Annotated in this window: 19 protein-coding genes; 5 read left to right on the forward strand and 14 right to left on the reverse strand. The window is 57.1% G+C overall.

Annotated elements, in window-relative coordinates:
• Positions 1 to 22 precede the first annotated feature (22 nt).
• Entirely contained in the window at positions 23 to 1,027 is a 1,005-nt protein-coding gene (dusA, locus tag SIB42_RS02810; RefSeq protein ID WP_067093430.1) for a tRNA dihydrouridine(20/20a) synthase DusA, read from the forward strand.
• A 25-nt stretch (positions 1,028 to 1,052) separates the two neighbouring features.
• On the opposite strand, the gene SIB42_RS02815 is transcribed toward dusA, so the two are convergent.
• The 7 genes from SIB42_RS02815 to SIB42_RS02845 form a co-directional block, all read right to left on the reverse strand.
• Positions 1,053 to 1,682, reverse strand: coding sequence for an RNA recognition motif domain-containing protein (locus tag SIB42_RS02815; RefSeq protein ID WP_413328358.1), 630 nt, complete (start codon positions 1,680 to 1,682; stop codon positions 1,053 to 1,055).
• A 119-nt stretch (positions 1,683 to 1,801) separates the two neighbouring features.
• Positions 1,802 to 3,214, reverse strand: coding sequence for an argininosuccinate lyase (gene argH, locus SIB42_RS02820; protein ID WP_067093431.1), 1,413 nt, complete (start codon positions 3,212 to 3,214; stop codon positions 1,802 to 1,804).
• 32 nt (positions 3,215 to 3,246) lie between these two features.
• Entirely contained in the window at positions 3,247 to 4,656 is a 1,410-nt protein-coding gene (locus tag SIB42_RS02825; protein WP_067093787.1) for a PP2C family protein-serine/threonine phosphatase, read from the reverse strand.
• Between the two features lie 81 nt (positions 4,657 to 4,737).
• Complete coding sequence (gene ftsY / locus SIB42_RS02830) at positions 4,738 to 6,303, reverse strand: signal recognition particle-docking protein FtsY (protein WP_067093433.1); 1,566 nt, start codon at positions 6,301 to 6,303, stop codon at positions 4,738 to 4,740.
• 17 nt (positions 6,304 to 6,320) lie between these two features.
• Entirely contained in the window at positions 6,321 to 6,947 is a 627-nt protein-coding gene (gene nusB / locus SIB42_RS02835; protein WP_067093435.1) for a transcription antitermination factor NusB, read from the reverse strand.
• Between the two features lie 25 nt (positions 6,948 to 6,972).
• A complete protein-coding gene (locus tag SIB42_RS02840) occupies positions 6,973 to 7,710 on the reverse strand; it encodes a DUF502 domain-containing protein (protein WP_067093790.1) in 738 nt (245 codons plus the stop codon).
• A gap of 49 nt (positions 7,711 to 7,759) precedes the next feature.
• Positions 7,760 to 8,419, reverse strand: a complete 660-nt coding sequence (locus tag SIB42_RS02845; protein WP_067093437.1) for an HpsJ family protein — start codon at positions 8,417 to 8,419, stop codon at positions 7,760 to 7,762.
• A 41-nt stretch (positions 8,420 to 8,460) separates the two neighbouring features.
• Here SIB42_RS02845 and queG point away from each other — a divergent pair, with 41 nt between their 5' ends.
• Genes queG through SIB42_RS02860 form a run of 3 tightly spaced genes read left to right on the forward strand, consistent with a single transcriptional unit; the run spans position 8,461 to position 12,894 of the window.
• Complete coding sequence (gene queG, locus SIB42_RS02850; RefSeq protein ID WP_067093439.1) at positions 8,461 to 9,423, forward strand: tRNA epoxyqueuosine(34) reductase QueG; 963 nt, start codon at positions 8,461 to 8,463, stop codon at positions 9,421 to 9,423.
• A gap of 59 nt (positions 9,424 to 9,482) precedes the next feature.
• Positions 9,483 to 10,337 (forward strand): tetratricopeptide repeat protein, encoded by an 855-nt coding sequence (locus SIB42_RS02855; protein WP_369818423.1) that lies wholly within the window; start codon positions 9,483 to 9,485, stop codon positions 10,335 to 10,337.
• Positions 10,338 to 10,392: 55 nt separating this feature from the next.
• Positions 10,393 to 12,894, forward strand: a complete 2,502-nt coding sequence (locus SIB42_RS02860; RefSeq protein ID WP_067093794.1) for a DNA topoisomerase (ATP-hydrolyzing) subunit A — start codon at positions 10,393 to 10,395, stop codon at positions 12,892 to 12,894.
• A 7-nt stretch (positions 12,895 to 12,901) separates the two neighbouring features.
• Here the strand turns inward: SIB42_RS02860 and purF are convergent, their stop codons facing one another.
• From purF to SIB42_RS02895, 7 genes are all read right to left on the reverse strand, one after another.
• On the reverse strand, positions 12,902 to 14,359 hold the full coding sequence (purF, locus tag SIB42_RS02865; protein WP_067093443.1) for an amidophosphoribosyltransferase: 1,458 nt from the start codon (positions 14,357 to 14,359) through the stop codon (positions 12,902 to 12,904).
• A gap of 139 nt (positions 14,360 to 14,498) precedes the next feature.
• Positions 14,499 to 16,841, reverse strand: coding sequence for a phosphoribosylformylglycinamidine synthase subunit PurL (purL, locus tag SIB42_RS02870; RefSeq protein WP_067093797.1), 2,343 nt, complete (start codon positions 16,839 to 16,841; stop codon positions 14,499 to 14,501).
• 50 nt (positions 16,842 to 16,891) lie between these two features.
• Positions 16,892 to 17,662, reverse strand: coding sequence for an RNA methyltransferase (locus tag SIB42_RS02875; protein ID WP_067093445.1), 771 nt, complete (start codon positions 17,660 to 17,662; stop codon positions 16,892 to 16,894).
• A 2-nt stretch (positions 17,663 to 17,664) separates the two neighbouring features.
• The gene (gene dnaN, locus SIB42_RS02880; RefSeq protein WP_067093800.1) at positions 17,665 to 18,831 is read right to left on the reverse strand and encodes a DNA polymerase III subunit beta; all 1,167 of its coding nucleotides are present in this window, start codon (positions 18,829 to 18,831) and stop codon (positions 17,665 to 17,667) included.
• A gap of 462 nt (positions 18,832 to 19,293) precedes the next feature.
• Positions 19,294 to 20,352, reverse strand: coding sequence for a threonine synthase (gene thrC / locus SIB42_RS02885; protein WP_067093803.1), 1,059 nt, complete (start codon positions 20,350 to 20,352; stop codon positions 19,294 to 19,296).
• A gap of 101 nt (positions 20,353 to 20,453) precedes the next feature.
• Positions 20,454 to 21,038, reverse strand: coding sequence for an alpha/beta hydrolase (locus tag SIB42_RS02890; protein ID WP_067093447.1), 585 nt, complete (start codon positions 21,036 to 21,038; stop codon positions 20,454 to 20,456).
• Between the two features lie 23 nt (positions 21,039 to 21,061).
• Complete coding sequence (locus SIB42_RS02895) at positions 21,062 to 22,942, reverse strand: ABC1 kinase family protein (RefSeq protein WP_067093450.1); 1,881 nt, start codon at positions 22,940 to 22,942, stop codon at positions 21,062 to 21,064.
• A 61-nt stretch (positions 22,943 to 23,003) separates the two neighbouring features.
• Between SIB42_RS02895 and recN the strand changes: the two genes are divergently transcribed.
• Positions 23,004 to 24,692 carry a DNA repair protein RecN gene (gene recN, locus SIB42_RS02900; protein WP_067093453.1) on the forward strand — a complete coding sequence of 563 codons (1,689 nt, stop codon included), beginning with the start codon at positions 23,004 to 23,006 and terminating at the stop codon, positions 24,690 to 24,692.
• Positions 24,693 to 24,730: the final 38 nt, after the last annotated feature.

A 24,730-nucleotide genomic window follows, 5' to 3' on the forward strand; every position in this document is an offset into this window, starting at 1 on the left:
AAGAACCAGGCAGCATGGAGGGATGGATTCCCTCACCAGAACCGATCGGGAACCTTGCTGGCGCTTCAGCATCGCTCCAATGCTGGACTGCACAGACCGGCATTTCCGCCAGCTGATGCGCCAAATCAGCTGTCATGCATTGCTGTACAGCGAAATGGTGGTAGCCCAGGCACTTCACTACACCAAGCGAAGGGAACGCCTACTCGACTTCGATGTAGAGGAGCATCCGATCGCACTGCAAGTTGGCGGCGATCAGCCATCACTGCTCGCCGAGGCCGCTCGCATGGCAGCGGACTGGGGCTATGACGAAATCAACCTCAATGTGGGCTGCCCAAGCCCTCGAGTTCAGGCCGGCAATTTTGGAGCCTGCCTAATGGCAGAACCCGAACGCGTCGCCCGCTGCGTAGAAGCGATGGTGACCGCCAGTGCCCTGCCGGTGACGGTGAAACACCGTGTTGGTATTGATGATCTGGATAGCGACACCCTGCTCACTGCTTTCGTGGATCAAGTGGCCGCGGCCGGTGCCACCCGCTTCAGCGTGCATGCGCGCAAAGCCTGGCTGGATGGCCTCGATCCCAAACAGAACCGCACGATCCCTCCGTTACAGCACGAGCGTGTGATCGCGCTCAAGCAACGAAGGCCCGAGCTCATGATCGAGCTCAACGGCGGACTCGATACCCCAGAGCAGTGCCTATCTGCTCTGAATCACTGCGACGGCGCAATGGTTGGCCGGGCCGCCTATGCCCATCCTCTGCGCTGGGCAGCGATGGATGCCCTGATCTATGGCGATGCTCCACGGACCTTGAAAGCCTCGGACGTGATCACAGGCCTGATGCCCCATGCCGAACGCCACCTTCAACGGGGTGGCCGTCTGTGGGATCTCTGCCGCCACTTAGTGCAACTGGTTGAAGGGGTTCCGGGTGCCCGCCACTGGCGACGTGACCTTGGTGAGCAAGCCCAGCGCACAGGGACAGATCTCAGCGTGCTGGAACATTCAGCCCGGCAACTCAAAGATGCCGGGCTTTAAACGTTGAACTGAACGAATCGGTGACTCAACCTTCGGCGCCGCCGTAACCGCCGTAGTCATCTCCACCGCCATCACCGCCGCCGTCATAGCTGCTTCCACCATCGTTCGGGGAAGCACCACCACGGCGACGACTGCGTCGACCCTCTTCCACACCACCTCCGTAAGGAGAACCGGACTGATCTCCACCGCCAGCAGCTCCACCACCGCTGTAACCGCCACCGGACGAACCGCCGCCATAGCTGCGATCTTCCCAGCCTCGGGCACCGGAGCGACGATCGCCACCGCCGCCGCCGTAGCCACCACCGCCGCCGCCGTAGCCACCACCGCCGCCGCCGTAGCCACCACCGCCGCCGCCGTAGCCACCACCACCGCCGCCGTAGCCACCACCACCGCCACCACGACGAGGTGCACTACCGCGGGGCTCAGCCTTGTTGATGCGGAGGGGACGACCCATTAATTCAGCGCCCTGGAGAGCCTCGATCGCCGCGGCCTCCGCCGCTTCATCGACCATCTCCACAAAGGCGAAACCACGCTTGCGACCGGTGTCACGCTCAAGAGGAAGGGCACAGTTCGTGACCTCTCCATGAGCGGCAAACAGTTCGATCACGTCTTCCTGCTCAGCGCGGAAGGGCAGATTGCCGACAAAAATGCTCACTTGACTGCTGGACCTGAAGAGAAAGGACCCAATCGGATCAGACAAGCCATTAGTTCAGGATCCATGGAAGGACCAACAACCTCTGGCTCTCTAAGGGTAGACCCGGTCTCGCGAAATGATCAGTGATTCGTTAATCCGAGCCGATCGCTCCAGAGCGCCAACTGCTCCTCAACCCGCTCAAACCCAGTACCGCCTTCACTTAGGCGAGCGGCGACAACCTGACGGGGAGCGAGAGCATCAAACAGGTCTGCGTCTATCGAGGGGTGAAACTGCTGCCAACGTTCAAGGCTCAGATCACGCAGCAACACTCCATCGCTCAGACATTGCTTCACCACGGAACCAACGATTTGATAGGCCTCGCGGAAAGGGACCTGTCGGGCCACCAGATAGTCGGCTACATCGGTGGCATTGGAGAAATCTGATCCAACAGCAGCCTCCAGCCGATCAGGACGAAAGCTCAGCCCTTCCTCGATCAGGATCGTCATCGCCTCAACGCACTGGACGATGGTGTTCACCACATCAAACAGCGCTTCCTTGTCTTCCTGAAAATCCTTGTTGTACGCAAGCGGCAGCCCCTTGATCATGGTCAGCAGCCCCTGCAGATGACCAAACACCCGACCACACTTGCCACGGACCAGTTCAGGAACATCAGGATTCTTCTTCTGTGGCATCAGGCTGCTGCCAGTGGCGCAACGGTCGCTCAGACGCACAAATCCGCATTCCTCCGAAGCCCAGAAGATCACCTCCTCGGCCAGACGGCTGAGGTGCACCATCAACAACGATGCTGCAGCTGAAAACTCCACAGCGAAATCGCGATCACTCACAGCATCAAGACTGTTGGCATAAATCCCCTCGAATTCAAGGGCTGCAGCAGTGCTGCGACGATCAATCGGCACCGGCGTTCCAGCCAAGGCTGCGGCACCCAGTGGTGAGCAGTTGACCCGCTTGCGCACATCCTGAAACCGTTGACGATCCCGCTCGAGCATCTCCACGTAAGCAAGCAGGTGGTGCGCCAAACAAACGGGCTGCGCCCTCTGCAGGTGGGTGTAACCGGGAATCAGCGTGTTGCGGTGCTCAAGCGCCTGACGCAGCAGAGCGGTCTGAAACAGCCGCACCTGCGGGTCGAGCTCATCGATTCGACGACGAAGCCACAGACGCAGATCCGTACCCACCTGATCGTTGCGACTGCGGCCGGTATGCAGCTTTTTTCCTACCGGCCCCAGCAGTGCAATCAACCGACGCTCGACAGCGAAATGCACATCCTCATCGTCGAGACCGGGATTGAAGCTGCCGGCAGCCGCCTCTGCGCGGATCTGTTCCAGACCGCTGCAGAGCTGATCAGCCTCCACCGACTCAATGACTCCGCACTCAGCCAACATGCGGGCATGGGCCACAGAACCATCCAGATCCTCCTGAAGGAGATGGATGTCGAAGCCGATCGAGGCATTGAAGCGTTCGATCGCCGGATGCAGTCCCTGTTCGAACCGGTCACTCCAGGTGGCGGAGCCTCCGCCCGTCACTCCACCTGCCATGGGCCACCCTCAACACAGATCCCTTCAGCTTGTCAGGCCGGAGACCGTGGAACCGATGGCAACATCAACCCTTCCCGAACCTTGAGAACCACCATCGAGGCATCATCCTCGAGCTGTCGATCCGGCCCCACAAAGCGATCAAGACGGCCGAACAACTGATCAAGGATTCCCTGCGAACCCGTACCCGAACGACAGGCGGTCTCGAGGTTGCGGATCAGGCGTGCCTCATCGAAGCGGTCACCCGTCAACCCAGGGGCTTCGGTGACGCCATCGGTGTAATACAGCAGCACATCACCGGGTTCGAGCACCGTGGAACCACTTCCGTATTCCGCTTCAGGCTGCAGACCGATCAACAGACCAGGTGCATCCAAACGACTGATGCAGCGTTGCTGAGCCCGCCAGATCAAAGGCGGATTGTGCGCAGCATTGGCAAAGCGAAGCCGACGCGTTCGCGGATCAAAATCCGAATAGAACAGCGTCACAAAACGGTGCGACTGGGATAGATCCTCAAGCGCGAGCTGGTTGAGGTCATGAAGGATTCGGTCCGGCGGTAATCCGCTCAGCACTTCCGCACGCAACATGCCGCGCAGCATCGTCATCAGCAGACCGGCTGGAACGCCCTTACCCATCACATCGCCCATCACCAGCGACCAGCGACCTCGCTCACGACGACGACCGATCAACTCCGGTCGGGTGGGGATGAAGTCGTAGTAATCACCACCCACCTGAAAAGCCGGACGGCAACGGGCCGCCAGTTCGACCCCCTCAATCACCGGACAATGATCCGGCAGCAACTGGGCCTGAATCTCAGCACCGATGCTGAGCTGGCGATCCATTCGCTCATGCAGGCGGGCCTCCTGGAGCATCTGATCGTTTTCGATCGCAACACCGGTGAGATCAGCCACCAGCTGCACATTGCGACGATGGGCATCACTCCAGACCAGCGAGCCAGACGTGTTGAACACATAGAGACGTCCGCGCTGGCGACCTCTGGCCACCAGAGACGTTGCGAACACACCAGCCGATCCGAGGTGACTTTGCACCAGTCGATCCAGGCCAAGCACGAGGGCATCATCGGAACCGAACCCGGCCGAACGTCCAGGCTCATGGTTGATCACCGCCTGCAATAAGGTCTCCGACCGCAACACGGACTGCATCTGCAACTGGTCAGTCCACAGACGCCCGTCAGCCTGATACGGGATGAGCAATGCACCATCGACACCCACCAGACGAGCAGCCACCACGGGCACAAGCTCAAGGAAACGATTGAGGTTGGTGAAACTGCGCAGCGCAAAACCAATCGAGACAAGCAGCTCTTGATTGGCGCGCTGTTCCTTGGAAAGACTGTCGAGCAACTGACGCAGCGACGTTGTCGCCGTCAGTGACGGAGGCCCCGAACGAAGCGAAGAAGCCGGATGGCGCCGTGATGGATTGCTGCTCACGGCAACCCCTGGCAGGAACCGCAAGGTAGCAACTCTGACCGGAGAAAGCTGAAGGCTTTAGTTCCGCCTTGGGAACAACCTTCAGCGACCTGCCAGCAGTGCTTCAACAAACTCGAAACTGTTGAACGGCCGCAGATCCCTAATTCCCTCACCGGCTCCGATGAATCGGATCGGCAACCCTGCCTCGGAAGCGACCGCCAGAGCAACTCCACCTCTGGCCGTTCCATCGAGCTTAGTGATCACCACACCGGTGAGACCAACAGTTTTGGCAAAGGCCATCGCCTGGTTAAGACCGTTTTGTCCCTGACTGGCATCCAGTACAAGCAGGGATTCCACATGAGCTTCAGGAGCCAGACGATCCACGACGCGACGAATCTTCTCCAGTTCTTCCATCAGGTTGTGTTTCGTCTGCAGGCGACCGGCCGTGTCGACCAACACAAGATCCGTGCCCTTGGATCGGGCGGCTCCAATGGCATCGAACACCACTGCCGCTGGATCAGCGTTGGACGAAGGGTTGGCAATCACCGGCACATCACTGCGATCTCCCCAGACCTGCACCTGCTGTACGGCCGCGGCACGGAACGTGTCGGCCGCTGCGATCATCGCCGAGTAACCACTACGGACCGCGAGGTTGGCAAGTTTGCCAAGAGTGGTGGTTTTACCCACACCGTTCACACCGACCATCAACCACACATTGAGCTGATCACGCTGAGGAGCCAGCAACTTCACGCCGCTGTCGCGCGTGGGCTGATCGAGCAGATCACGCAACTGTTCCTTGAGGAAGCGGATGCCCTCGGTGGGATCCACCACCTGCTCATTCATGCGCCGTCGCAAAGCATCCAGCACCTGGTCTGTGGCCTGAACTCCAGCATCTGCGCGCAGAAGCAGTGACTCGAGGTCATCAAGCACCTCCGGAGTGAGCGGGTCATCGCCGAGGTTTTCCAGCAGACCTGTGACAAAGCCCTGACGGGTCTTCTCAAGGCCCTGTCGCAGACGCCCAAGCCAATCGATCTCTTCAAGAGTGATCTCATCAGAGCGAAGACCTTGAGCGGCAAGAACCTCTGCTGACCAGGTGAAGGTTTCGTCGAACTCGCCAAGACTGGGCTCATCGGATTGATCAACGGTCTGCTGAGGCTGAACAGGCGCGGGCTTGGCTTGCTCAGCAACAACAGGGGCTGGAGCCTGCTCCAACTGCTGCTGTCGTTCCTGCCGCTGAGCCGCAGCCTGCTCAAGCAGAGACAGTCCAGGGGCAGGGGGCTGTTGCTGTGAGGAAGGCTGTGGCGCATCGGATTCCGATGCTGAAACCACAGAGTCAGGCGCAGGTGGCTCAGAAGACACCACAGGCGGTTCATCCGTCACGGACGATTGCGGCGCCACGGACTGCGTGGTCTTCTCAAGCTCCTTCTGGGCTTTCAGACGGGCATAGGCCTGCCGTGCCCACTCAAGTGGGTCATCCTCTTCCGAAGCAACGGCCCGCTCGGATTCAGCTCCAGCGGACTCCGGTTCTGACTGCGGCGATTCTTCGGCCGGTGCGGCCTGTCTTGAATTGTCCTGAGCAGTTGCAGGATCGAGGGTCTGCTCAGACTTCGATGGCTGCTCAGAAGGCTGGGGAGCCTCGGCGCTTCGATTGAACCAGTCGTAAACCATTCGAATAAAAGCAGCGCCTAAGCGGTGGCGTTCTGAAGACGCCGCAGAACCCCATTGATCATGCGACGGCCCTGTTCATCGCTGTAGCGATTGGCCAGCTCCACGGCTTCACTGCAGGCTACGGAGGCCGGCGTGTTCATCGAACGAAGATCAACCACAGCCAAGCGCAGGATGTCGCGATCAATGCGAGGCAGCCGACTGAGTCTCCAACCCTCCATGACGCCGTCGAGTTGATCGTCAATGTCCTGACGAGACTTCAGGACTAGCTGAATGCGGCGCATGGCTTCCTGACGAACCTGTTCCTGATCAGCAAGCGCCAAAAGACGCGGCAATTCAAGACTGGCCGACAGACCATTGAGAACTTGTTCTGCCCCTGTGAGCGTGTCGCGCAAATGGGTCCGCACAGAAGCCAGATCAGTGGAGTCACTGCCCTCCTGCAACTCACTATCGAGCAGCGATTGCTGAGCTTTTTCCAGATCGCCAGCGCAATGATCAAGCACCTCGCGCCAGTGCTGCATCAAGCTGTCGAGTGCTTTCTGAAGCAGTGTCTCGAGATTCTCCTGCGCCGCTGAGGAACGCTCTCGTTCAGCGCACTGACCGAGCACAAACAGTGCAAGCTCACGGGAGAGGGTTCGGGTCTGCATAAAGCGGCGGGATGTCTCGAACGACTCAGGACGATGAGGGTGCCACAGATGCTCTGAGCTGAGCGATCAGACTGGAAAAACTGCGATTCACCGGTGCTTCGCGTTCATCCGGATTCACAATGCCAGCGGAAATGATGGTTCTGAACGCATCCTCTACAGAAATATCGAGTTCTCTGACTGAGGCCTCAGGGACAAGCGTGTACCAACCTGTGGTGGGATTAGGGGCCGTAGGAATAAACACGCTCAGCAAGTTCTGACCGAGATCGGACTGAAGAGACGGCCCCACCTGGCCTGTGACAAAACCAACGCTGTAAAGACCTTCGCGCGGGTACTCCACAAGCACGACGCGTCGAAAGCGGCGGGAGTTATCGCGGAGAAACGTTTCCAGGAGCTGCTTGAGCGTTTTGTAAACGGAACCAGCGAGAGGGATGCGCTGCAGCGTTCCTTCTCCGAATTCCAGCAGCCATCGACCAACGATGTTTCTCGCCATCAACCCAATTAAGAGGATTCCCATCAAGGGAACCGTCAGCCCAAGCGCCAGATTGATCAAATCCTGGAGCAGAGGATTGAGATTGATGAATGGATTGAACTGTTTAGGAATCGATGTGACGAACGCCAGCACAAATTTGCTGACAATCGTGGAAAGCCAAATGGTGGTGGCAAGCGGAATGACCACCAGAAGACCCGCAATCAGATCGTTCTTGAGATCATTCTGCAGCCTGGCGCTTAGCGGCAGGTCAGGTCTTGGATTGGACTGAACCAAGGAACGCCTGGGGCCTGGAGCCAACGAGTCACACCAACCTAACCAGCGGTCAGAGGACAGCGCCGAGAGCGAGCAAGACCAGCGCCACTGCCAACACAACAGCACTGATGGTGCCGCCGAAGAAACGCTGGTTCATCGTGAGATCACGTTGGCGTTCCGCCTGCTGAATCTGCTCAGTCATCTGTGAGAGCTGTTTGTCAATGAACGTCTCAGCAGCCTGAATTTTGTCCTCCTCGGTGGCATCAACTGGAAGCTGACCTGCCTGAGCCAACTGCTCGCCAAGAACCTTCACGTTCTCTGGATTCGCCGACTGTTGACGGGCCATCTCGAGCTGACTGCGCCTTTGCTCAAGGGTCTGATCCGCCTCTCCCATCAGGGATTGATTCCCTGTAATTCCAAGCGGAATCACCGCGATCATGACCACGGCGAGAACTGCGGAAATAATGCAAACGACCCAGCGAATCGGCGTGCGGAGCTGTTGCGGGTGATCCAGACGGGACCCAATCAGCATCAACAGCAAACCGACAAAACCCATCGGAGCCTGGCTCACAAGGCGTTCGATCAAAAGCTGTTGAAAAACCCCATCACTCCATTCGGCAGCACTGAGCACCACTCCGATCTGTAATGCGAGCAGAAGCACCAAGGTGATTCCCAACCAACGCAACAAGGGCGCGGCACGCAAAGAAGAGTATTGGGAGGGAGCTGACACGGCACGATGCCAAAAGGGTGCCCAACTTTAAGGTCAGGTTTTTGAATGTTCCATTCAACGTTGCAGAGCTGAGCCTGGCCCTCAAACAAAGGGCCGAGGAGGAGGGATTCGACCCCGTTGGCATCGCTTCACTACCAGGCAGCCAACGTTTGCAAATGCGGACTGCAGCGTTGCAGCGCTGGCTAGAAGCAGGCCACCAAGCAGACATGAACTGGATGGCGGCACCGCGTCGCCTTTCAGCAGCAAGCCTTTTGGAGGGGGCGCAAAGCATCCTGGCGGTGGGCTTGAACTATCACGTCGATGCCGAGCGCCATCCCAACCGTTTAGCAGTCGCCCGCTACGCCTGGGGAAGGGATTATCACAGGGTTGTGAATCAGCGACTTCGACGGGTCGGTCGCTGGCTGGAAACCATTCGACCTCAGTGTCGCTGGCGCGTCTGCGTGGATGCTGAGCCACTTCTCGACAAAGCCTGGGCGGAAGAGGCTGGGCTTGGCTGGATCGGCAAACACAGCAACGTGATCCACCCCAGGAGGGGCTCATGGATGGTGATCGGCCATCTGATTACGACAGAACATCTCCAAGCCGATCAACCAGCCAAAGCACGGTGCGGTCAATGCCGCGCCTGTATCGAAGCTTGTCCAACCAGTGCGATTACAGAACCGTTTGTGGTGGATGCACGACGCTGCATCGCTTTTCACACTCTTGAAAACCGCAATCCAGAACTGCCTGCTGCCATGGCCGAAGCCATGGGGCCCTGGGTCGCTGGATGTGACATCTGTCAGGACGTCTGCCCTTTCAATCAGGGCGCGATTCCATCCAGCGATGATCCTGATATGCAACCGAGATCCTGGTTGCTGGACCTCCAGGCAGAGCACATCCAACGCTGGACGGACGAGGACTGGGACGAGCGGCTGCGGGGATCGGCGCTACGCCGGATCAAACCCTGGATGTGGAGACGCAATGCCGCTGCAGCGAGACCTGACAATCCCCCTAGTGTGAGCTGATTCTTGGATCAGCGATGGGAGTTCAAGCTCGTAGAGGACGGAGCTGGCATCGGGCTCTGATGATCACGATGCTGACAGGGACCCTTGGTGCTCTCAACGCTGCACCAGCGAGGGCTCTGACCCCATACGTCTACACACCCAGCTCCCAGGAGCTGGAGGGAGCCGGTGTCGGCATCGGCCGTACCGCTGCACAATTGCTGCGCCTGGGGCAACCGGAGGAAGCAGCAAGTCTTGCTGCACTAGCGGTCAGACTCCAGCCAAATGACGAACGACTGTGGTCGGTTCTGGCTGAAGCACAGCTGCGCAGCGATCAGCTCAAAGCGGCCGCCGGCTCACTGGCCAAGGCCAAAGCACTGAAACCGGGGAAAGCCGGACTCTGGTTTGCAGAAGCATCGATTGCACTGCGCGACGAGCGTCCTGATGACGCCATCTCTCTTCTCGATGAGGGTCTACGACTAGACCCCAAAAACGCAGGTGCTTACTTTGATCTCGGCAATGCCCGCGTGATGCAGTCGGACCTGAGACAAGCTCTGAAGGCTTTTGAACAGGCCACAACCATCAAACCCAGCTTCTGGGAAGCACTGAATAATCAAGCTCTGGTGCTTTTCGAAATGGGCAACACACCCGAAGCCATCAAACGCTGGCGTTCCGTGCTGTCGATCAAACGCAACCCAGAGCCGATGCTGGCTCTGGCCGCTGCGCTCAATCAACAGAATCCTGACGACGCTGAATCGCTTGAACTGGCTCGCAAAGCGCTCGCTGAAGATCCCAACTACGTGCTTCCAGGGCATCAGGAGAATCAACTCTGGGGCTCGAAACTTCGCCAGGCGACTGACGTTCTGCTGACGACACCCAGCCTCAGAGAAGCCGTCGAACGTGCTGAAGCCAATGCCGATCCCAAATCAGCTGAGTGATTCAGAACGAAGATCTGTAGGCTAAGCGCCTTCTGCCTTCTTGATTCCGGAGCGGATGGCCGAGGAGCGCGTTCAACCGATCGCCCTGCATCACGAGATGCAGCGCTCCTATCTCGAGTACGCGATGAGCGTGATCGTGGGTCGGGCCTTGCCGGATGTCCGCGACGGTCTCAAACCAGTTCAGCGCCGCATCCTGTACGCGATGCACGAGCTTGGGCTCACACCGGATCGCCCGTATCGCAAATGCGCCCGCGTCGTCGGCGACGTTCTCGGTAAATATCACCCTCACGGTGATCAGGCGGTTTACGACGCGCTGGTCAGACAGGTCCAGACCTTTTCCAGCCGCCATCCGCTGCTGGATGGCCATGGCAACTTCGGTTCCGTGGACGATGACCCACCTGCCGCAATGCGTTACACCGAAACGCGACTGGCACCGATCGCTCATGAGGCACTGCTCGATGAGATCGGCGACGACACGGTCGATTTCGCTGCCAACTTTGATGGGTCCCAACAGGAACCGACAGTCCTGCCGGCACAGCTGCCGTTTCTGCTGCTGAACGGCTGTGCTGGCATCGCGGTGGGCATGGCCACCAGCATCCCGCCCCACAACCTCGGTGAAGTGGTGGATGGGCTGGTGGCGCTGGTGCGGAAACCAGATCTGAGCGATGAGAAATTGCTGGCTCTGATCCCAGGTCCAGATTTCCCCACAGGCGGTGAAGTGCTGCTCGGCAGCGGAATCCGTGATACCTATCTGCGTGGTCGAGGCAGCATTCCGATGCGGGGCGTCGCCCACGTGGAGGAAGTGCAACCAGGAAAGGGCAAACACAAGCGCAACGCGGTGATTGTCACTGAGCTGCCCTATCAACTGAGTAAGGCTGGCTGGATCGAAAAGCTTGCTGAACAGGTCAACGACGGAAAGATCGGTGGCATTGCGGACATACGCGATGAAAGCGACCGCGAAGGCATGCGGATTGTGGTGGAACTGAGGCGAGACGCTGATACGGACACCGTTCTCAAGGACTTGCAGCGCCGAACGTCTCTACAAAGCAATTTCGGAGCCATCCTGCTGGCACTGGTAGACGGTCAACCTCGGCAACTGTCGCTGCGGCGAATGCTTCAGACCTTCCTGGAATATCGGGAACTGACGCTGATTCGCCGAACCAGCCATGCCCTGCGCAAAACAGAGGACCGGCTCGAGGTGGTGGAAGGCCTGATCACAGCGCTGGCTTCTTTGCAGAAAGTCATCGCCATGATTCAGGAGGCGCGCGACGCATCAACGGCCCGAGCAAGCCTGATGGTGCAACTGGATCTCAGCGAGCGACAGGCTGATGCGGTTCTGGCCATGCCCTTGCGACGGCTCACGGGGCTGGAGCAAGAGAGCCTGCGCCAAGAAGCCGATGAACTGCGAGCTGAACGGCAACGACTGAAGCTGTTACTGGACAATCGCGAACAGCTTCTGGATGCCCTGGTTCAGGAGCTCCGCCAGCTGAAAAAACGCTTTGCCACCCCTCGACGTACACGTCTGGTGGAAGGAGGTGATCACCTGCTGGCGGAACGGGCAGCAAGCCAGCGCCCCAATGCCGAACTGCAACGCCGTCAGGCCCTCGATGCTCTGCCACCTGAATCGCGCATCCTGATCCAAACCGACGGTCAAGTGAAGGTGGTGAGCCCCCAGCTGCTCGGCCGATTGCACCTCAATGAAGCAGTCGATCTGGGCGACGAACCCTCTCCGGCACGACTGATCCTGCCGATCAACCCTGCACCGCGATTGCTGGCACTCACCGCCAGTGGTCGGATCGCACTGGTGCGCTGGGAGTTTGCAGGTCAGCAACCTGGAGGCCTGGAGCGATTCCTCCCGACAGCTTTAGAGGGCGAAACAGTGATCAACCTTCTTCGACTTCCCGCTGTTGATGACAAAGACACCAACAGCCGATCATCGCTTGGTCTGCTGACCACAGACGGACGCTTCAAACGACTTCCATTAGATGAAATTCAGGAGCTCTCAGGTCGCGCTGCCACCATCTTGAAACTGAAGGAAGGTGTTTCACTGCTTTCAGCAGTGATCTGCGAACAAGGTGGAACCGTGGCTCTAGTGAGTGACATCGGTCGAATTCTCTGCCTTCCAGTGGAAGAGCAGTGCCTGCCCTTGATGGGCAAGTTGGCCCAGGGGCCAATGACCATGCGCATGCTGCCCGGAGAAAACCTTGTGGGAGCTGTCAGCCAACCCGCTGACAGCAGCAGTTCTGAATCAAACAACAGTGGGGAGGTGCTGATCGGCACCAACAACGGTGGCCTGATTCGCGTCTCCCTAAGCGAACTGCGCCGATGCAAACGTGGAGATCTAGGGGAAATCGCTGTGAAACTGAATGGCGATCAAAAAGAAAGCGAGCGACTGGTCTCAGTCTGTGAAAGCGCGGATCTAGTGGGTGTGATAACCAACAAAGGGCGCCATGCCCGCATCGAAAACACAACAATCAGCATGGATAGCAATCAACCTACGCAGCTGAGATTCAAAGCAGAAGAAACACTGGTTCAGCTTGTTCCTCTAATGAGCTGAATTCATTTCAAGAACTGCAGTTCCCCTCCAACCACTCGAAGTAGTTCTCATCAATATCTCCAGTCACATAGTGACCATCAAAACAAGACATTTCAAGTTCCTGGATATCAGTACCTTGAACAATGCTTTTCTTGAGATTATCAACACTCTGATACACAACATGATCGGCAGCAAGAACATCTGCGATTTGATCAGTCGAGCGTCCATGAGCTAGAAGCTCTCCCCTCGTGGGCATGTTGATTCCATACACATTGGGAAAGCGCACAGGCGGCGCAGCCGATGTGAATGTGACCTGATTGGCTCCAGCGTCGCGCGCCATCTGCACAATTTCCCTGGATGTCGTACCACGCACAATGGAATCATCCACAATCAGAACATTCTTTCCAGCAAATTCAGTCCCCAACGCATTGAGTTTTTGCCGTACTGATTTTTTTCTTTCCGCTTGTCCTGGCATGATAAACGTACGACCCACATAACGGTTTTTATAAAATCCTTCGCGATATTCGATCCCAAGTTGTTTTGCCACCTGCATTGCGGAAGGTCTGGCTGAATCTGGTATCGGCATCACAACATCGATATCACCAGCTGGTATTGAGTCAGAAATTGTTTTTGCAAGCAGATCTCCCATGCGAAGCCTTGTTTCATAAACAGAAATTCCGTTCATAACGGAATCTGGCCTTGCGAGATAAACGTATTCAAAAGCACAGGGAACAAGCTGAAAAAACTGCGCACATTGACGTTGGTGCAGGTTGAAATCAAAGTCGATAAAGATTGCTTCTCCAGGTTCAACATCACGAACAATTTCATAACCACTGTTTTCAATCACGAGCGATTCACTCGCAACGATCCATTCATCTCGTCCGTTTTTCGCAGCCCTGCGGCCAAGAATTAACGGTCTAATGCCAAAAGGATCACGGAAAGCAAGAAGGCCGCGGCCTGAAATCAGAGCAATCGCTGCATAGGAGCCCTTGACTCTGCGATGCAACGACGACACGGCATCAAACAACTGATCGGGAGAAAGATCAGGACCAGTAAGATGGGATTGAATTTCAGTGGCAAGAACATTCACCAACATCTCCGTGTCGCTGGAGGAGTTGGTGTGACGTCGATCAATCTTGAAAAGATCCTGTTCGAGCTGACTGGTATTGGTCAGATTGCCATTGTGAACAAAGGTGATTCCATACGGAGCGTTGACATAAAAAGGCTGGACTTCATCTTCAGCTGCAGCAGCTCCACTAGTGGCGTAACGAACATGGCCAATACCAACATTGCCAAGAAGTTTGCGCATATCGCGCGTTCGGAATGCTTCACGAACCCGTCCACGTTGTTTATGGACGTGAAATGTATAGTTATCCATCGTGACAATTCCTGCAGAATCCTGTCCACGATGCTGAAGCAGCAGAAGATTGTCATAGATCTGCTGATTAACAGAATCAACAGAAAAAACTCCAATAATTCCACACATAACTACGACTCGCTAACAAAGTTATTCAGTGATTCAAATATGACAATTAAATTCATAAATAAATCATCAATATAATCAGCTCGAAAGCCAAACAACGCAGGAAACAAAGTCATTTCAATTTTAGCAAAGCGACATATGGTCATTCAGCAAGCTCCCCGTTGCTATCAATTCTTCGCGGTAATGAACTGCTGTAGACATCACGACACTGCTCAATCTCCAGATTCAGACAAGGGTGATGATCAACACGAACCTGAAGGCAAGGCTGTTCGGTCACAACACCAATCCGAGTGATTGGCAGATCGTCCTGCTCAACTAACAGCGCTTCCCATGGACCCATGCGATCTGCCTTGACCGACACCACGATCCGACTCCCACCTTCCGCAAAAAGAACACGATCCAAACGCACACCCTGAACACTGAGGTCGATCTGGATTCCCAACCCCGAAGCAATCGAAGATTCCGCCAAAGCCACGCAGAGACCGCCATCGCTGCAGTCATGAGCTGAGCCCAGCAGACCGCGAGTAATCGCCTCACGCACAAGACAGCCAACCTTGGCTTCCATCGGAAGATCAGGCAAAGGTGGTCGTCCAGCCAAAGACCCTGTGATCAGCTGTTGATAGGCACTGCCTGCCAAGCCCAGAGAGAGAGCCTCGGCGTCATCAGGGCCGACACCAATAAGGTAAATGGAATCCTGAGCCTGTCGCCATCCCAGACCAATCACGGTCGCGATGTCATCGACACCACCCACCATGCCGATAACAGGCGTGGGGTGGATCGGCTGCAGGGTGCCGTCATCTTTTTTGATCTCGTTGTAGAGCGAGACATTGCCACCGGTCACCGGGGTGTTGAGAGCTCTGCAGGCATCCGAGATACCGCGGCATGCCTTTGCAAGCTGCCAGTAGCCCTTGGGGGTTTCAGGCGAAGGAAAATTGAGATTGTCGGTGACAGCGAGAGGTTCAGCACCCACACAACTCAGATTGCGTGCAGCTTCAGCAACAGCTGCCTGGGCACCCCGTTCAGGATCCAAAGCAACCCAACGATTGGGACAATCCACCGTGGCAGCCACTCCCTTGGTTGAGGCATCCAGCGATCCTTCACCCTGCTGCGGCCGAAGTCTGACCACCGCTGCGTCTGCGGATCCAGAAGACACCACGGTGTTCGCCAAAACCTGCTGGTCGTACTGACGATGCACCCAGCGTTTGCTTGCAATCGTTGGATCATCCAACAAGCACAGAAGACTCTGACTCCAGTCATGGTCTTGGCTTGGGAGGGGAAGATCCGCTTCTGACCAACGCCACAGCTCCTGAATCTCAGCAGGAGGTTCGCTGAGCAAATCATGGTGATTGATCGGCGTGTCTTCCGCCAAAGCCCTCGAAGGGACCTCTGCAGCCACAACGCCTGCCTGAAGCACGCGAACCACAGGATCAGCCAAGACACGACCCACGACAGCCGCCTGCAGACCCCAGCGGCGGAAACGCTCCATCAGAGGCTCTTCGCGGCCAGCACACACCACGAACAGCATGCGCTCCTGCGATTCAGACAACAGATATTCGTAGGCGGTCATGCCCTGCTCCCGCGCAGGAACTTTGTCGAGATCCAGCTCAATTCCCAGATCTCCTTTGGCTGCCATTTCCGAACAACTGCAGGTGAGACCAGCAGCCCCCATGTCTTGAGCGGCGACCACATCACCGCTCTGGAATGCTTCCAGACAGGCTTCAATCAACCCCTTTTCCAGAAAGGGATCTCCCACCTGCACAGCGGGACGATCATCCAGAGAAGCGGAACTCAGCTCAGCACTGGCAAAACTGGCACCTCCCATGCCATCACGACCGGTGGTGCTGCCCACATAAACCACGGGGTTACCAACTCCAGAAGCCCCGGACTTCACAATGTCGTCGGTCTCCATCAGACCGAGGGCCATCGCATTGACCAGAGGATTGCCGCTGTAAGAGGGATCAAAAGCCACTTCACCACCCACGGTGGGCACACCCACGCAATTGCCGTAATGGGCAATGCCAGCCACTACGCCCTGCATCAATCCAACATTGGCGGGATCATCCAGGGGGCCGAAACGCAAGGCATTCAGCAGAGCGATCGGACGAGCACCCATGGTGAAAATGTCGCGGAGGATTCCACCAACACCTGTCGCGGCACCCTGAAAGGGTTCCACTGCCGAGGGGTGATTGTGGCTTTCGATCTTGAACGCGAGGCGATGGCCTCCGCCAAGATCCACCACACCGGCGTTTTCACCGGGACCCACCAGGATGCGAGGTCCGTCTGTTGGAAAACCACTGAGCAGCGGTCTGGAGTTGCGGTAACAGCAGTGCTCTGACCACATCACCCCGAACATGCCGAGTTCAGCCCGGTTGGGGTCTCGCCCCAGGCGACGTTGAATCTCGACGTAATCCTGCTGCGTGAGCCCTTCCTGACGGAGGGCGGCCGCGACATCAAACGTCTCAGCCGCAGAAGAAGACTGGACCACAGTCAACAGGTCATCTGCTCCCAGTGTTGCCGACGGCCCGACCGTGCCAATTAGATCCAGGGATCTCCATCTCGTTCACCAGGCCGTCGGTTCTGCATGGCCGGCTCTCGATCGATCCAGTCGTCGTCATGCCAATCCTCCAGCGGATCTGAATCCATAGGTTGGGAACGATCATCAGGCTCGTTGAGATCACGGCGAGAGGGGTAGTCGTCCCAGGGAGGTTCCTCCAACCACCCCTCAAGCCGTTCACCGGCACGATCACCAAACTGTTGCAACTGCTCCCGCCAGTGACGAGACCGACGAACGAAATCCTGACGAACGCTGGAGCGCGCCTCGGGAAGATCATCCAGATCACGAAGACCGGTGGAGACCAACCCAGGCTGCTGGTCAACAATGCGATCAGGCGTGAGCCGCCAGCGGCTGCTCCCTGGCAGACGTGGATCGCTGCGAGACACCAGATAATGCAGGATCTCTCCTGTTGAGGGAACAAAGGCGAGGTCTGCAACCTGGCCAAGGCGCTCTCCAGCGACATCGAGCAAGTCGGCATCCAGCAGGGTGGGAAGCCGCTCAAGGGTGAGCTGATCAATGTCTGAAGGAGCCCCTTTCACAAACACCTGCTGATCATCGAGACCACGACACTGATCAAGTCTCCAGACAGTGCGGGAGTTACGCAGAGCGGAAGGACGACTCACCCAGCCCAACAGGCGATGCACCGGAGGATGCATCCAGGCCATCACCCCAATGCCGTGATCAAGTCCCTGATCACAACGCACACGGTGCCTGAGTAGATCGCTGAGCAGAAGTGGGTCAGGCAGCGTCAAGGTCAGGAACGAATCTGAACAGGCATCACTAGATATGTGAGGCCTGAAGCATCATCTGATGGTGAAAGGATGGCTGGGGTTGTCGGGGCATTGCACTGCAGGCGAACGCGTTCCGAATCCATCGCTTTCAAACCATCAAGCACATAACGCACATTGAATGCGATCTGTACAGGGTCACCTTCAATCTGAGCCGATAGGGACTCGGAACCACTGCCAACATCCTGAGCATCCGCACTGATCTGAACCAGACTCTTGTCAGGATCACTGCCGATGCGAACAACATTGTTGTGCTGATCAGCCAAAACAGCGATGCGTTCGAGTGAAGCCACGAAGGCCCGACGATCAAGATCAAGCGTGCGATTGAACGAATCTGGAATGAGCTGGCGGTAATTCGGGTAGGTGCCCTCAAGGGTGCGACTGGTCACCATCTGATCAGCGGCCAGAACCACAACCTGACCGCTTTCGCAAAACAGACTCACAGCATCTGTTCCTTTCCATCCCGCCATCAGACGTTCCACTTCCCTCAGGGAACGGGCCGGAAGGGTGACAGCAAGGCCAGGCTCTTCCGAAGCCTCCTGGTCAGAGAGAGCAAGAGGGTCCTGCAGTGCGTCATCGACACTGAGCACTGCCAGACGATGACCATCCGTGGAAGCAGCCTCAAGGCTGGTGCGATCAAAACGGAGATGCACACCTGTGAGCAGCTGCTTGGCTTCGTCGGAACTGCTGGCAAACAGCGTGCTGCGCAGTGCTTTAACCAGAGCTGCTGGATCCAGTTTGAGCGCTGTGCCGTTCTCGACCAGAGGCAGCTCCGGGAAATCATCCGCAGGCATGCCGCGCATCTGGTAGCTGCCACTCAAGCTGGTGAGTTCAACCTGTTCTCCGGCTTCATCGGTGACAAGGGTGATGGGCGAATCGCTGGAAAGACGCGAAACGATCTCACCAAACAGTCGTGCTGGCAGCGTGACCGCACCACTGGTTTCAACGGTCGCAGCCAGGGACGTCTGAATGCCCAGATTGAGGTCAAAACCAGTGAGGCTCAACCGATCAGTGCCGGCATCCGCGGTCAGCAACACGTTGGCAAGTACCGGATGGGTCGGTCTTACTGCAACCGCCCTGCTGACCAATTGCAGCGCAGCGTTGAGTTCCGTTTGGGAACAAACCAGTTTCATGGCGACGTTGTCCGCTGCAAGGCCTGAGGTCACCCACGGTTTCACAGGGACGCACGAAGCGCAATGGTCCAAACGAACTTGCAGTTCTTTCTGCTTACTGGCTGTTTAAGTCTTTTAGAAAAAAACTAAAACAGTCGTAGTAGGGCCTGTGGAAACCGTGGAAAACCATCAAGCCCCTTGCTGACCAGCTCTTTTCTGATCACACAGGCCTGGGGAATCTTTTTGCGCTGATGAGGAGAAACGGCTGTTTTTCACAGAATTAACAGCCTGGGGAAATCTGAAGGGTCATGGAGGAGGGTTTTTGAGCCTGGATCTCCACAGCTTTCAGGCATGGTTTTCCGCCAGCTTCCGCAGGCAGTTCGTCATCTGGTTGCTGTTCCTCTTCGCTCGTTTGACATCAAAAAACCCCTTTTTGGAAGGGGCTCGTTCGAGATGGAGACCATGTGCGGCTGAGCTGATGATTCAGAAACCCATCACTTTGGCCACCGTGCCCAGGTCGGGGTTCAGATCGGTATGGAAGGCAGCGTCGTTGTTGTTAATGGCGCAATCGGGGTCTTTGAGTCCGTTGCCTGTGAGCACGCAAACCACTGTCGCTCCTGCAGGCACTTCATCTTTGCGTTTGAGCAGACCTGCCACTGAAGCCGCGCTGGCTGGTTCGCAGAAGATGCCTTCTTGTCCTCCCAGCAGCTTGTATGCCTGAAGGATTTCCTCATCGGTCACATCCAGGAAAGCGCCGTTGCTTGCTGCCCGTGCGGCCATGGCTTTCTCCCTGTTCACAGGATTGCCGATGCGAATCGCTGTGGCAATCGTTTCTGGATCGCTCACGGTCGTTTCGTTGACCAACGGAGCTGATCCACTGGCCTGGAACCCCATCATTCTCGGCAGAGTGCGGCTTCGGCCTGCCTGGTGATACTCCTGGAATCCCATCCAGTAGGCGGTGATGTTGCCAGCGTTGCCCATCGGGATGCATAACCAATCTGGGGCGTCACCAAGAGCGTCGATTAGTTCGAATGCGGCTGTTTTCTGGCCCTGCAGGCGATACGGGTTCACCGAATTCACCAAGGTGACTGGGTACTGATCTGACACTTCCCTCACAATGTCGAGTGCCTTATCAAAGTTGCCGCGAATGGCGAGCACCTCGGCGCCGTAAACCAGTGCCTGAGCCAGCTTCCCTTGGGCGACATATCCATCGGGGATGAGCACGAAGGCCCGCATCCCTGCCCGTCGTGCATAGGCCGCGGCTGCCGCTGATGTGTTGCCGGTACTGGCACAGATCACCGCTTCACATCCAGCCTCCTTGGCCTTGCTGATCGCCATGGTCATCCCCCGGTCCTTGAATGAACCAGTCGGATTCAACCCGTCGTATTTCACGTAGACCTTCACCCCTTTTCCGATCCGTTCAGCGATCGCAGGCACGGGGATTAACGGGGTTGCGCCTTCCCTCAAGGTCACCACCGGAGTCGAGTTGCTCACTGGTAACCAGGTTCTGTAAGCCTCAATCAGCCCTGGCCAGTCCTGCATGACGGGAGCAGGGGAGAAACGGCGACGGAAGCTGTTGAGCAGTGACACCTGCGCAGGGCAATATTCCTCAGGAATCTATGTGGCAGGCACTGCAGCCTGGTTCAGTTGCTGCCGTCCTTCAGACCGTCCAGGGGGGAATCTGAGAAGAACTGCACTAAGCCCGCGATGGATTCTGCTTTTTGTATCACGGTAAGGAGTGCAGGGATATTCACTTCCATCACGTCCGATGGATAGGCCTCAAGAAATTTGATCGCCGTCAATCCGCCTTCACCGATCTGCAGACCGTTGATAACGCCAGCGCGGATGGCTGGAACACTCACCGAGGGAGCGGGCAGTCTCAGTGGATAGATGATCCGAGCCACCCTGGTCAGAATCACATCTCCGATTCTTGTGGACATCAGCCTGCTGGTAAGCACCAGCGGCAGATTCAGCTCCTGATTGAGCAGTTTCGCCACGTCCTCAGGATCCTGACGACTCAGTTTGAGGAGGTCGACCAGCAGTCCTCGCGCTTCGCCTGTTTCAGCCAGGTAAGCGAGGTCCGCAACACTGATTGAACGGATGAAGGCTCCACTGACTAGTGCAATGTCTTTGGCGGCGTGAACGGGTTGGAAACAACTCAGTAGGCTCAGAGCCATCGCCGAGCCTGTTGCCAGAGCGTGCCTGCGAAGGCGTGATCGTGCAGACATGGGCAAATTGAGTTGTGCGGAATCTAGGGGGAGACTCCTGCTGCTGCTTTGACCAGTCGGACAACTCCTCGTTCGGCCAAACCCTGTGCGAGTTCAACTCCCATGCGACGTGCGTCGGGTTCACGCATCAATCGGGGTAAGCGGCTGAAAAGCAGATCTGGACTGAATCCAGGCAGTTGTTGGAGCACTTGGATCAGCTGACGGACGGGTTCAAGATCCATATAGAAGTCCTGATCCAACTCGGCTCCTGACGCCATGAGGCGGGAGGGTTGTAACGGACGGGGCAGACGCCGGCCAAGGCGTTGCAGGGTCATCCATCCCAGTGAATCGATGCGATCGGCTGCGGTTTCAACGAGCTGATGGCGCAGCATGCCCCCATGGGTTGACACCAGGAAATCCAGAACTTGGTCCAGCAGGGCTTCCAGGTCCAGCTGATCTTGACTTGCTGCACTGGCCACCAGATTTTCTAACCGCGTCCAGCTGAAGATGTCGCCGTCGAACAACATCTCCTTCAGGCTCTGGCGAAGCTGTGGATCAGGATCTTCCATCAGCCGGCGGGCGAAGTAGGGATAGGCAGCTCCGAGAATCTTGAAATCGGAATCCACGCTTAGGGCAATCCCCTCCAGGGTCACCAGTGAGCGGATTATCAGTGCGTAGTAGGGCGGAACTCTGAACGGGAACTTGTACATCACCCCAGAGAGATCATCGGTGACCGCTTTGAAGTCCATGCGGCTGACACCTGCTTCCAGCGCCTGACTGAACACGGTTTCAAACGCCGGAACAATGGGCTCCAGATTCACGTCCTCAGCGAGGAAACCAAGGTTGACGAAATCCTTGGACAATTTGCCGAAATTGCGGTTCACCAGATGGACCACGGCTTGGATCAATCCGGTGCGTGATTCCCTAGAGACCTCGCTCATCATTCCGAAATCCAGGTAGCAGAGCCGTCCATCAGAGAGGGCCAGCAGATTGCCTGGGTGTGGATCGGCGTGAAAAAAGCCGTGCTCAAGAAGCTGTTGCAGGCTGCAGTTCACGCCCACAGACACCATGTCGTCAGGATCAATGCCCATCTCTCTCACCGCCTCCAGGTTGGTGAGCTTGACTCCGTCGATCCATTCCATCGTCAGTACCCTTCGACTGGTGGCCTCTCGATAGATCTTTGGAACGGCGATCCGGGGATTCTGTTGATGCAGCTCGCTGAATTTTTCCGCATTCGAGGCTTCATTGAGATAATCCATCTCTTCAAACACCCGACTGCCCAGTTCATCAATCAGGGCAACAAGATCGCTGCGGATCAGGCCGATGTTGCTGTTGAGCCAGGCAGCGATGTTGCGCACGATGTAGAGATCAAGCGTGATCTGCTCGCGTAAACCTGGCCTCTGCACTTTCACAGCAACGCGTTGACCGTCGTGCAACGTTCCCCGATGCACCTGGCCAAGAGAGGCAGCGGAGATCGGCTCGCGTTCCAGTTCCGCGTAAATGCTGTCGACGGGAGCGCCCAGGTCGTCCTCGATACAAGCCATGGCCAGAGCGCTGTCGAACCCTGGAAGTTGGTCCTGCAGCTGGGCAAGTTCCTCCAGGAGCACCGGAGGCACGATGTCTGGACGTGTGGAGAGAGCCTGGCCCGCTTTGATGAAGGCCGGTCCAAGTTCCACTAATAGTTCAGCGCATTCTCGTGCCCTGTTTCGAGCCCGTTTTTGATCCTTGAGCAGCTGGAAGATCCAGTCGAAACCGATGCCGATCAGCAGCATTCCAATCGGCACCAGTGTCTGCCAAAGACGCCGCAGCAGCCGTTGGGGATGACCCGCGTAGATCCGGGTGATGGCTGCCGGGTCATACGTGAGCAGACCGGCAGCTTCGATGAAATCTCCGAGTTCTTGAGGGGCCACTGGCCTCAATGCCATGTGCACCCCTTCTAAACGAGCTGAGCCGCCGCTACGGTCGGCTCCAACACCGTGGTCTGCCGTGCTAACCGGCCTGCGACTCGAGAACATCGCCTTAATCGACAGCCTTGATCTGGCATTTGATCAAGGTTTTTCGGTGCTGACCGGCGAGACGGGAGCAGGAAAGTCGATCCTTCTGGATGCTTTGGATGCCGTGCTTGGAGGTTTGCAGGCAGGTGCAGGTGCGCGTCTGCTGCGGTCCGGTTGTGACCGAGGCGTGATCGAGGCCAGTTTTCGTCCTGGCGCAGCCGCCAGCCGCTGGTTGCTCGAGCAGGAGATCAGCCATGGAGAGGAAGACTTGGTGGTGAGCCGTGAATGGCGGCGTCAGGAGGATCGCCTTAGCAGCCGCTCAAGGCTGAACGGTGTGATGGTGAATCGTCAGCAACTACTGGTGCTGCGTCCTTTGCTGATTGATCTCACCGTTCAGGGTCAAACCCAGCAGCTGGCACGTCCTGGTCAGCAGAAACGCTGGCTTGACCATCTCGGCGGAGCTTCTCTTGATGCTGAGCTCAGCCAGGTTCGTCGTCACTGGAACGATTGGCTTCGCTGTCAGTCCGAGCTTGAGCGGGCTGAAACGGATCGGTTGCGTCTGGATCAACAGCGTGAGGAGCTGGAGCTGTTGCTGGCTGAACTCGAGCGAGCTGAGCTTGATGACCCCGAGGAAATTGATCAGCTCGAACGAGAACAGGATCGTCTCGTTCATGGGGTGCGCCTGCAGGAGGGTCTGGGTCTGTTAATCGGGCGTCTTCAGGACGGTGCTGATCAGGCACCCTCAACGCTTGATCACTTACTGGCCTGCAGCCACGAGCTGCAGCAGATGCAGGGTCTCGACCCGTCGCTGCAGTCTTTGAGTGAGCGATGTCTCGATCTTGAATCAGGTGTTCAGGATCTGATCAGGGAGCTGGAGGGTTACGGAGCCTCTTTGGACAGTGATCCCCATCGTTTGTCAGTGCTTCAGGATCGTCTGGCCGAGCTCAAGCGCCTGGAACGCCGGCATGGTCAGGATCTGATTGATTTGATCAAGCGCCGCGATGAGTTGCGTGACCGTCAGCAGTTTGGTGGCGTTGATGCACTGCTTGAGCAGTTGCGCAGCCAGGAGCATGCGGCTTGTGTCAACCGTGATCGCAGCAATGCTTCGCTGAGTTCAAAGCGGTTGATTGTTGCGGCGGAGCTTCAAGAGCGGTTGATGGACCATCTCAGGCCGATGGGATTGTCCAATGTGCGTTTTGAGGTCTCTGTTGAGCCGTCTGAACCTGGCGAGAGCGGTGCGGATGCGGTGTGCTTCTTGTTTTCAGCGAATCCAGGCCAGCCCATGGCACCGCTTGCTGAAGTGGCTTCCGGGGGGGAGATGTCGCGTTTTCTGCTGGCTCTCAAGACCTGCCTTGCCGAGGTGGATGGATCCAGCACCCTGCTCTTCGATGAAATCGATACCGGAGTGAGCGGTCGTGTCAGCGGTGCCATGGCTGATCTGCTTCGCCTGTTGTCGCGCCATCGTCAGGTGTTCTGTGTCACCCATCAGCCACTGGTGGCTGCTGCTGCTGATCATCATTTCCGCGTCAGCAAAGATGTTTGCGATGGGGTCACCCATTCGCGAGTGTCCCAGCTGCGGGACACTCAGGAGCGTCAGCGTGAGCTGGCTGAACTGGCAGGCGGTGAGCGCCGTGAAGCCGAGGCTTATGCAGCCAGCCTTCTGGATCAGAAAGCAGCATGAGCATCATCTGATCTCAGTAGAATCATCAGTTCCTGAGA

The sequence above is a fragment of the Synechococcus sp. MIT S9508 genome, from assembly GCF_047303045.1.
Lineage (GTDB): Bacteria > Cyanobacteriota > Cyanobacteriia > PCC-6307 > Cyanobiaceae > Synechococcus_C.

Bases quoted from the DNA above. Each gene is read 5' to 3' on its own strand.
- SIB42_RS02855 (WP_369818423.1), top strand. From the start codon at position 9,483: ATGATCACGATGCTGACAGGGACCCTTGGTGCTCTCAACGCTGCACCA.
- dnaN (WP_067093800.1), bottom strand. From the start codon at position 18,831: ATGAAACTGGTTTGTTCCCAAACGGAACTCAACGCTGCGCTGCAATTG.
- ftsY (WP_067093433.1), bottom strand. From the start codon at position 6,303: ATGGTTTACGACTGGTTCAATCGAAGCGCCGAGGCTCCCCAGCCTTCT.
- nusB (WP_067093435.1), bottom strand. From the start codon at position 6,947: ATGCAGACCCGAACCCTCTCCCGTGAGCTTGCACTGTTTGTGCTCGGT.
- SIB42_RS02890 (WP_067093447.1), bottom strand. From the start codon at position 21,038: ATGTCTGCACGATCACGCCTTCGCAGGCACGCTCTGGCAACAGGCTCG.
- argH (WP_067093431.1), bottom strand. From the start codon at position 3,214: ATGGCAGGTGGAGTGACGGGCGGAGGCTCCGCCACCTGGAGTGACCGG.
- purF (WP_067093443.1), bottom strand. From the start codon at position 14,359: ATGTGTGGAATTATTGGAGTTTTTTCTGTTGATTCTGTTAATCAGCAG.
- dusA (WP_067093430.1), top strand. From the start codon at position 23: ATGGATTCCCTCACCAGAACCGATCGGGAACCTTGCTGGCGCTTCAGC.
- SIB42_RS02895 (WP_067093450.1), bottom strand. From the start codon at position 22,942: ATGGCATTGAGGCCAGTGGCCCCTCAAGAACTCGGAGATTTCATCGAA.
- thrC (WP_067093803.1), bottom strand. From the start codon at position 20,352: ATGCAGGACTGGCCAGGGCTGATTGAGGCTTACAGAACCTGGTTACCA.
- SIB42_RS02860 (WP_067093794.1), top strand. From the start codon at position 10,393: ATGGCCGAGGAGCGCGTTCAACCGATCGCCCTGCATCACGAGATGCAG.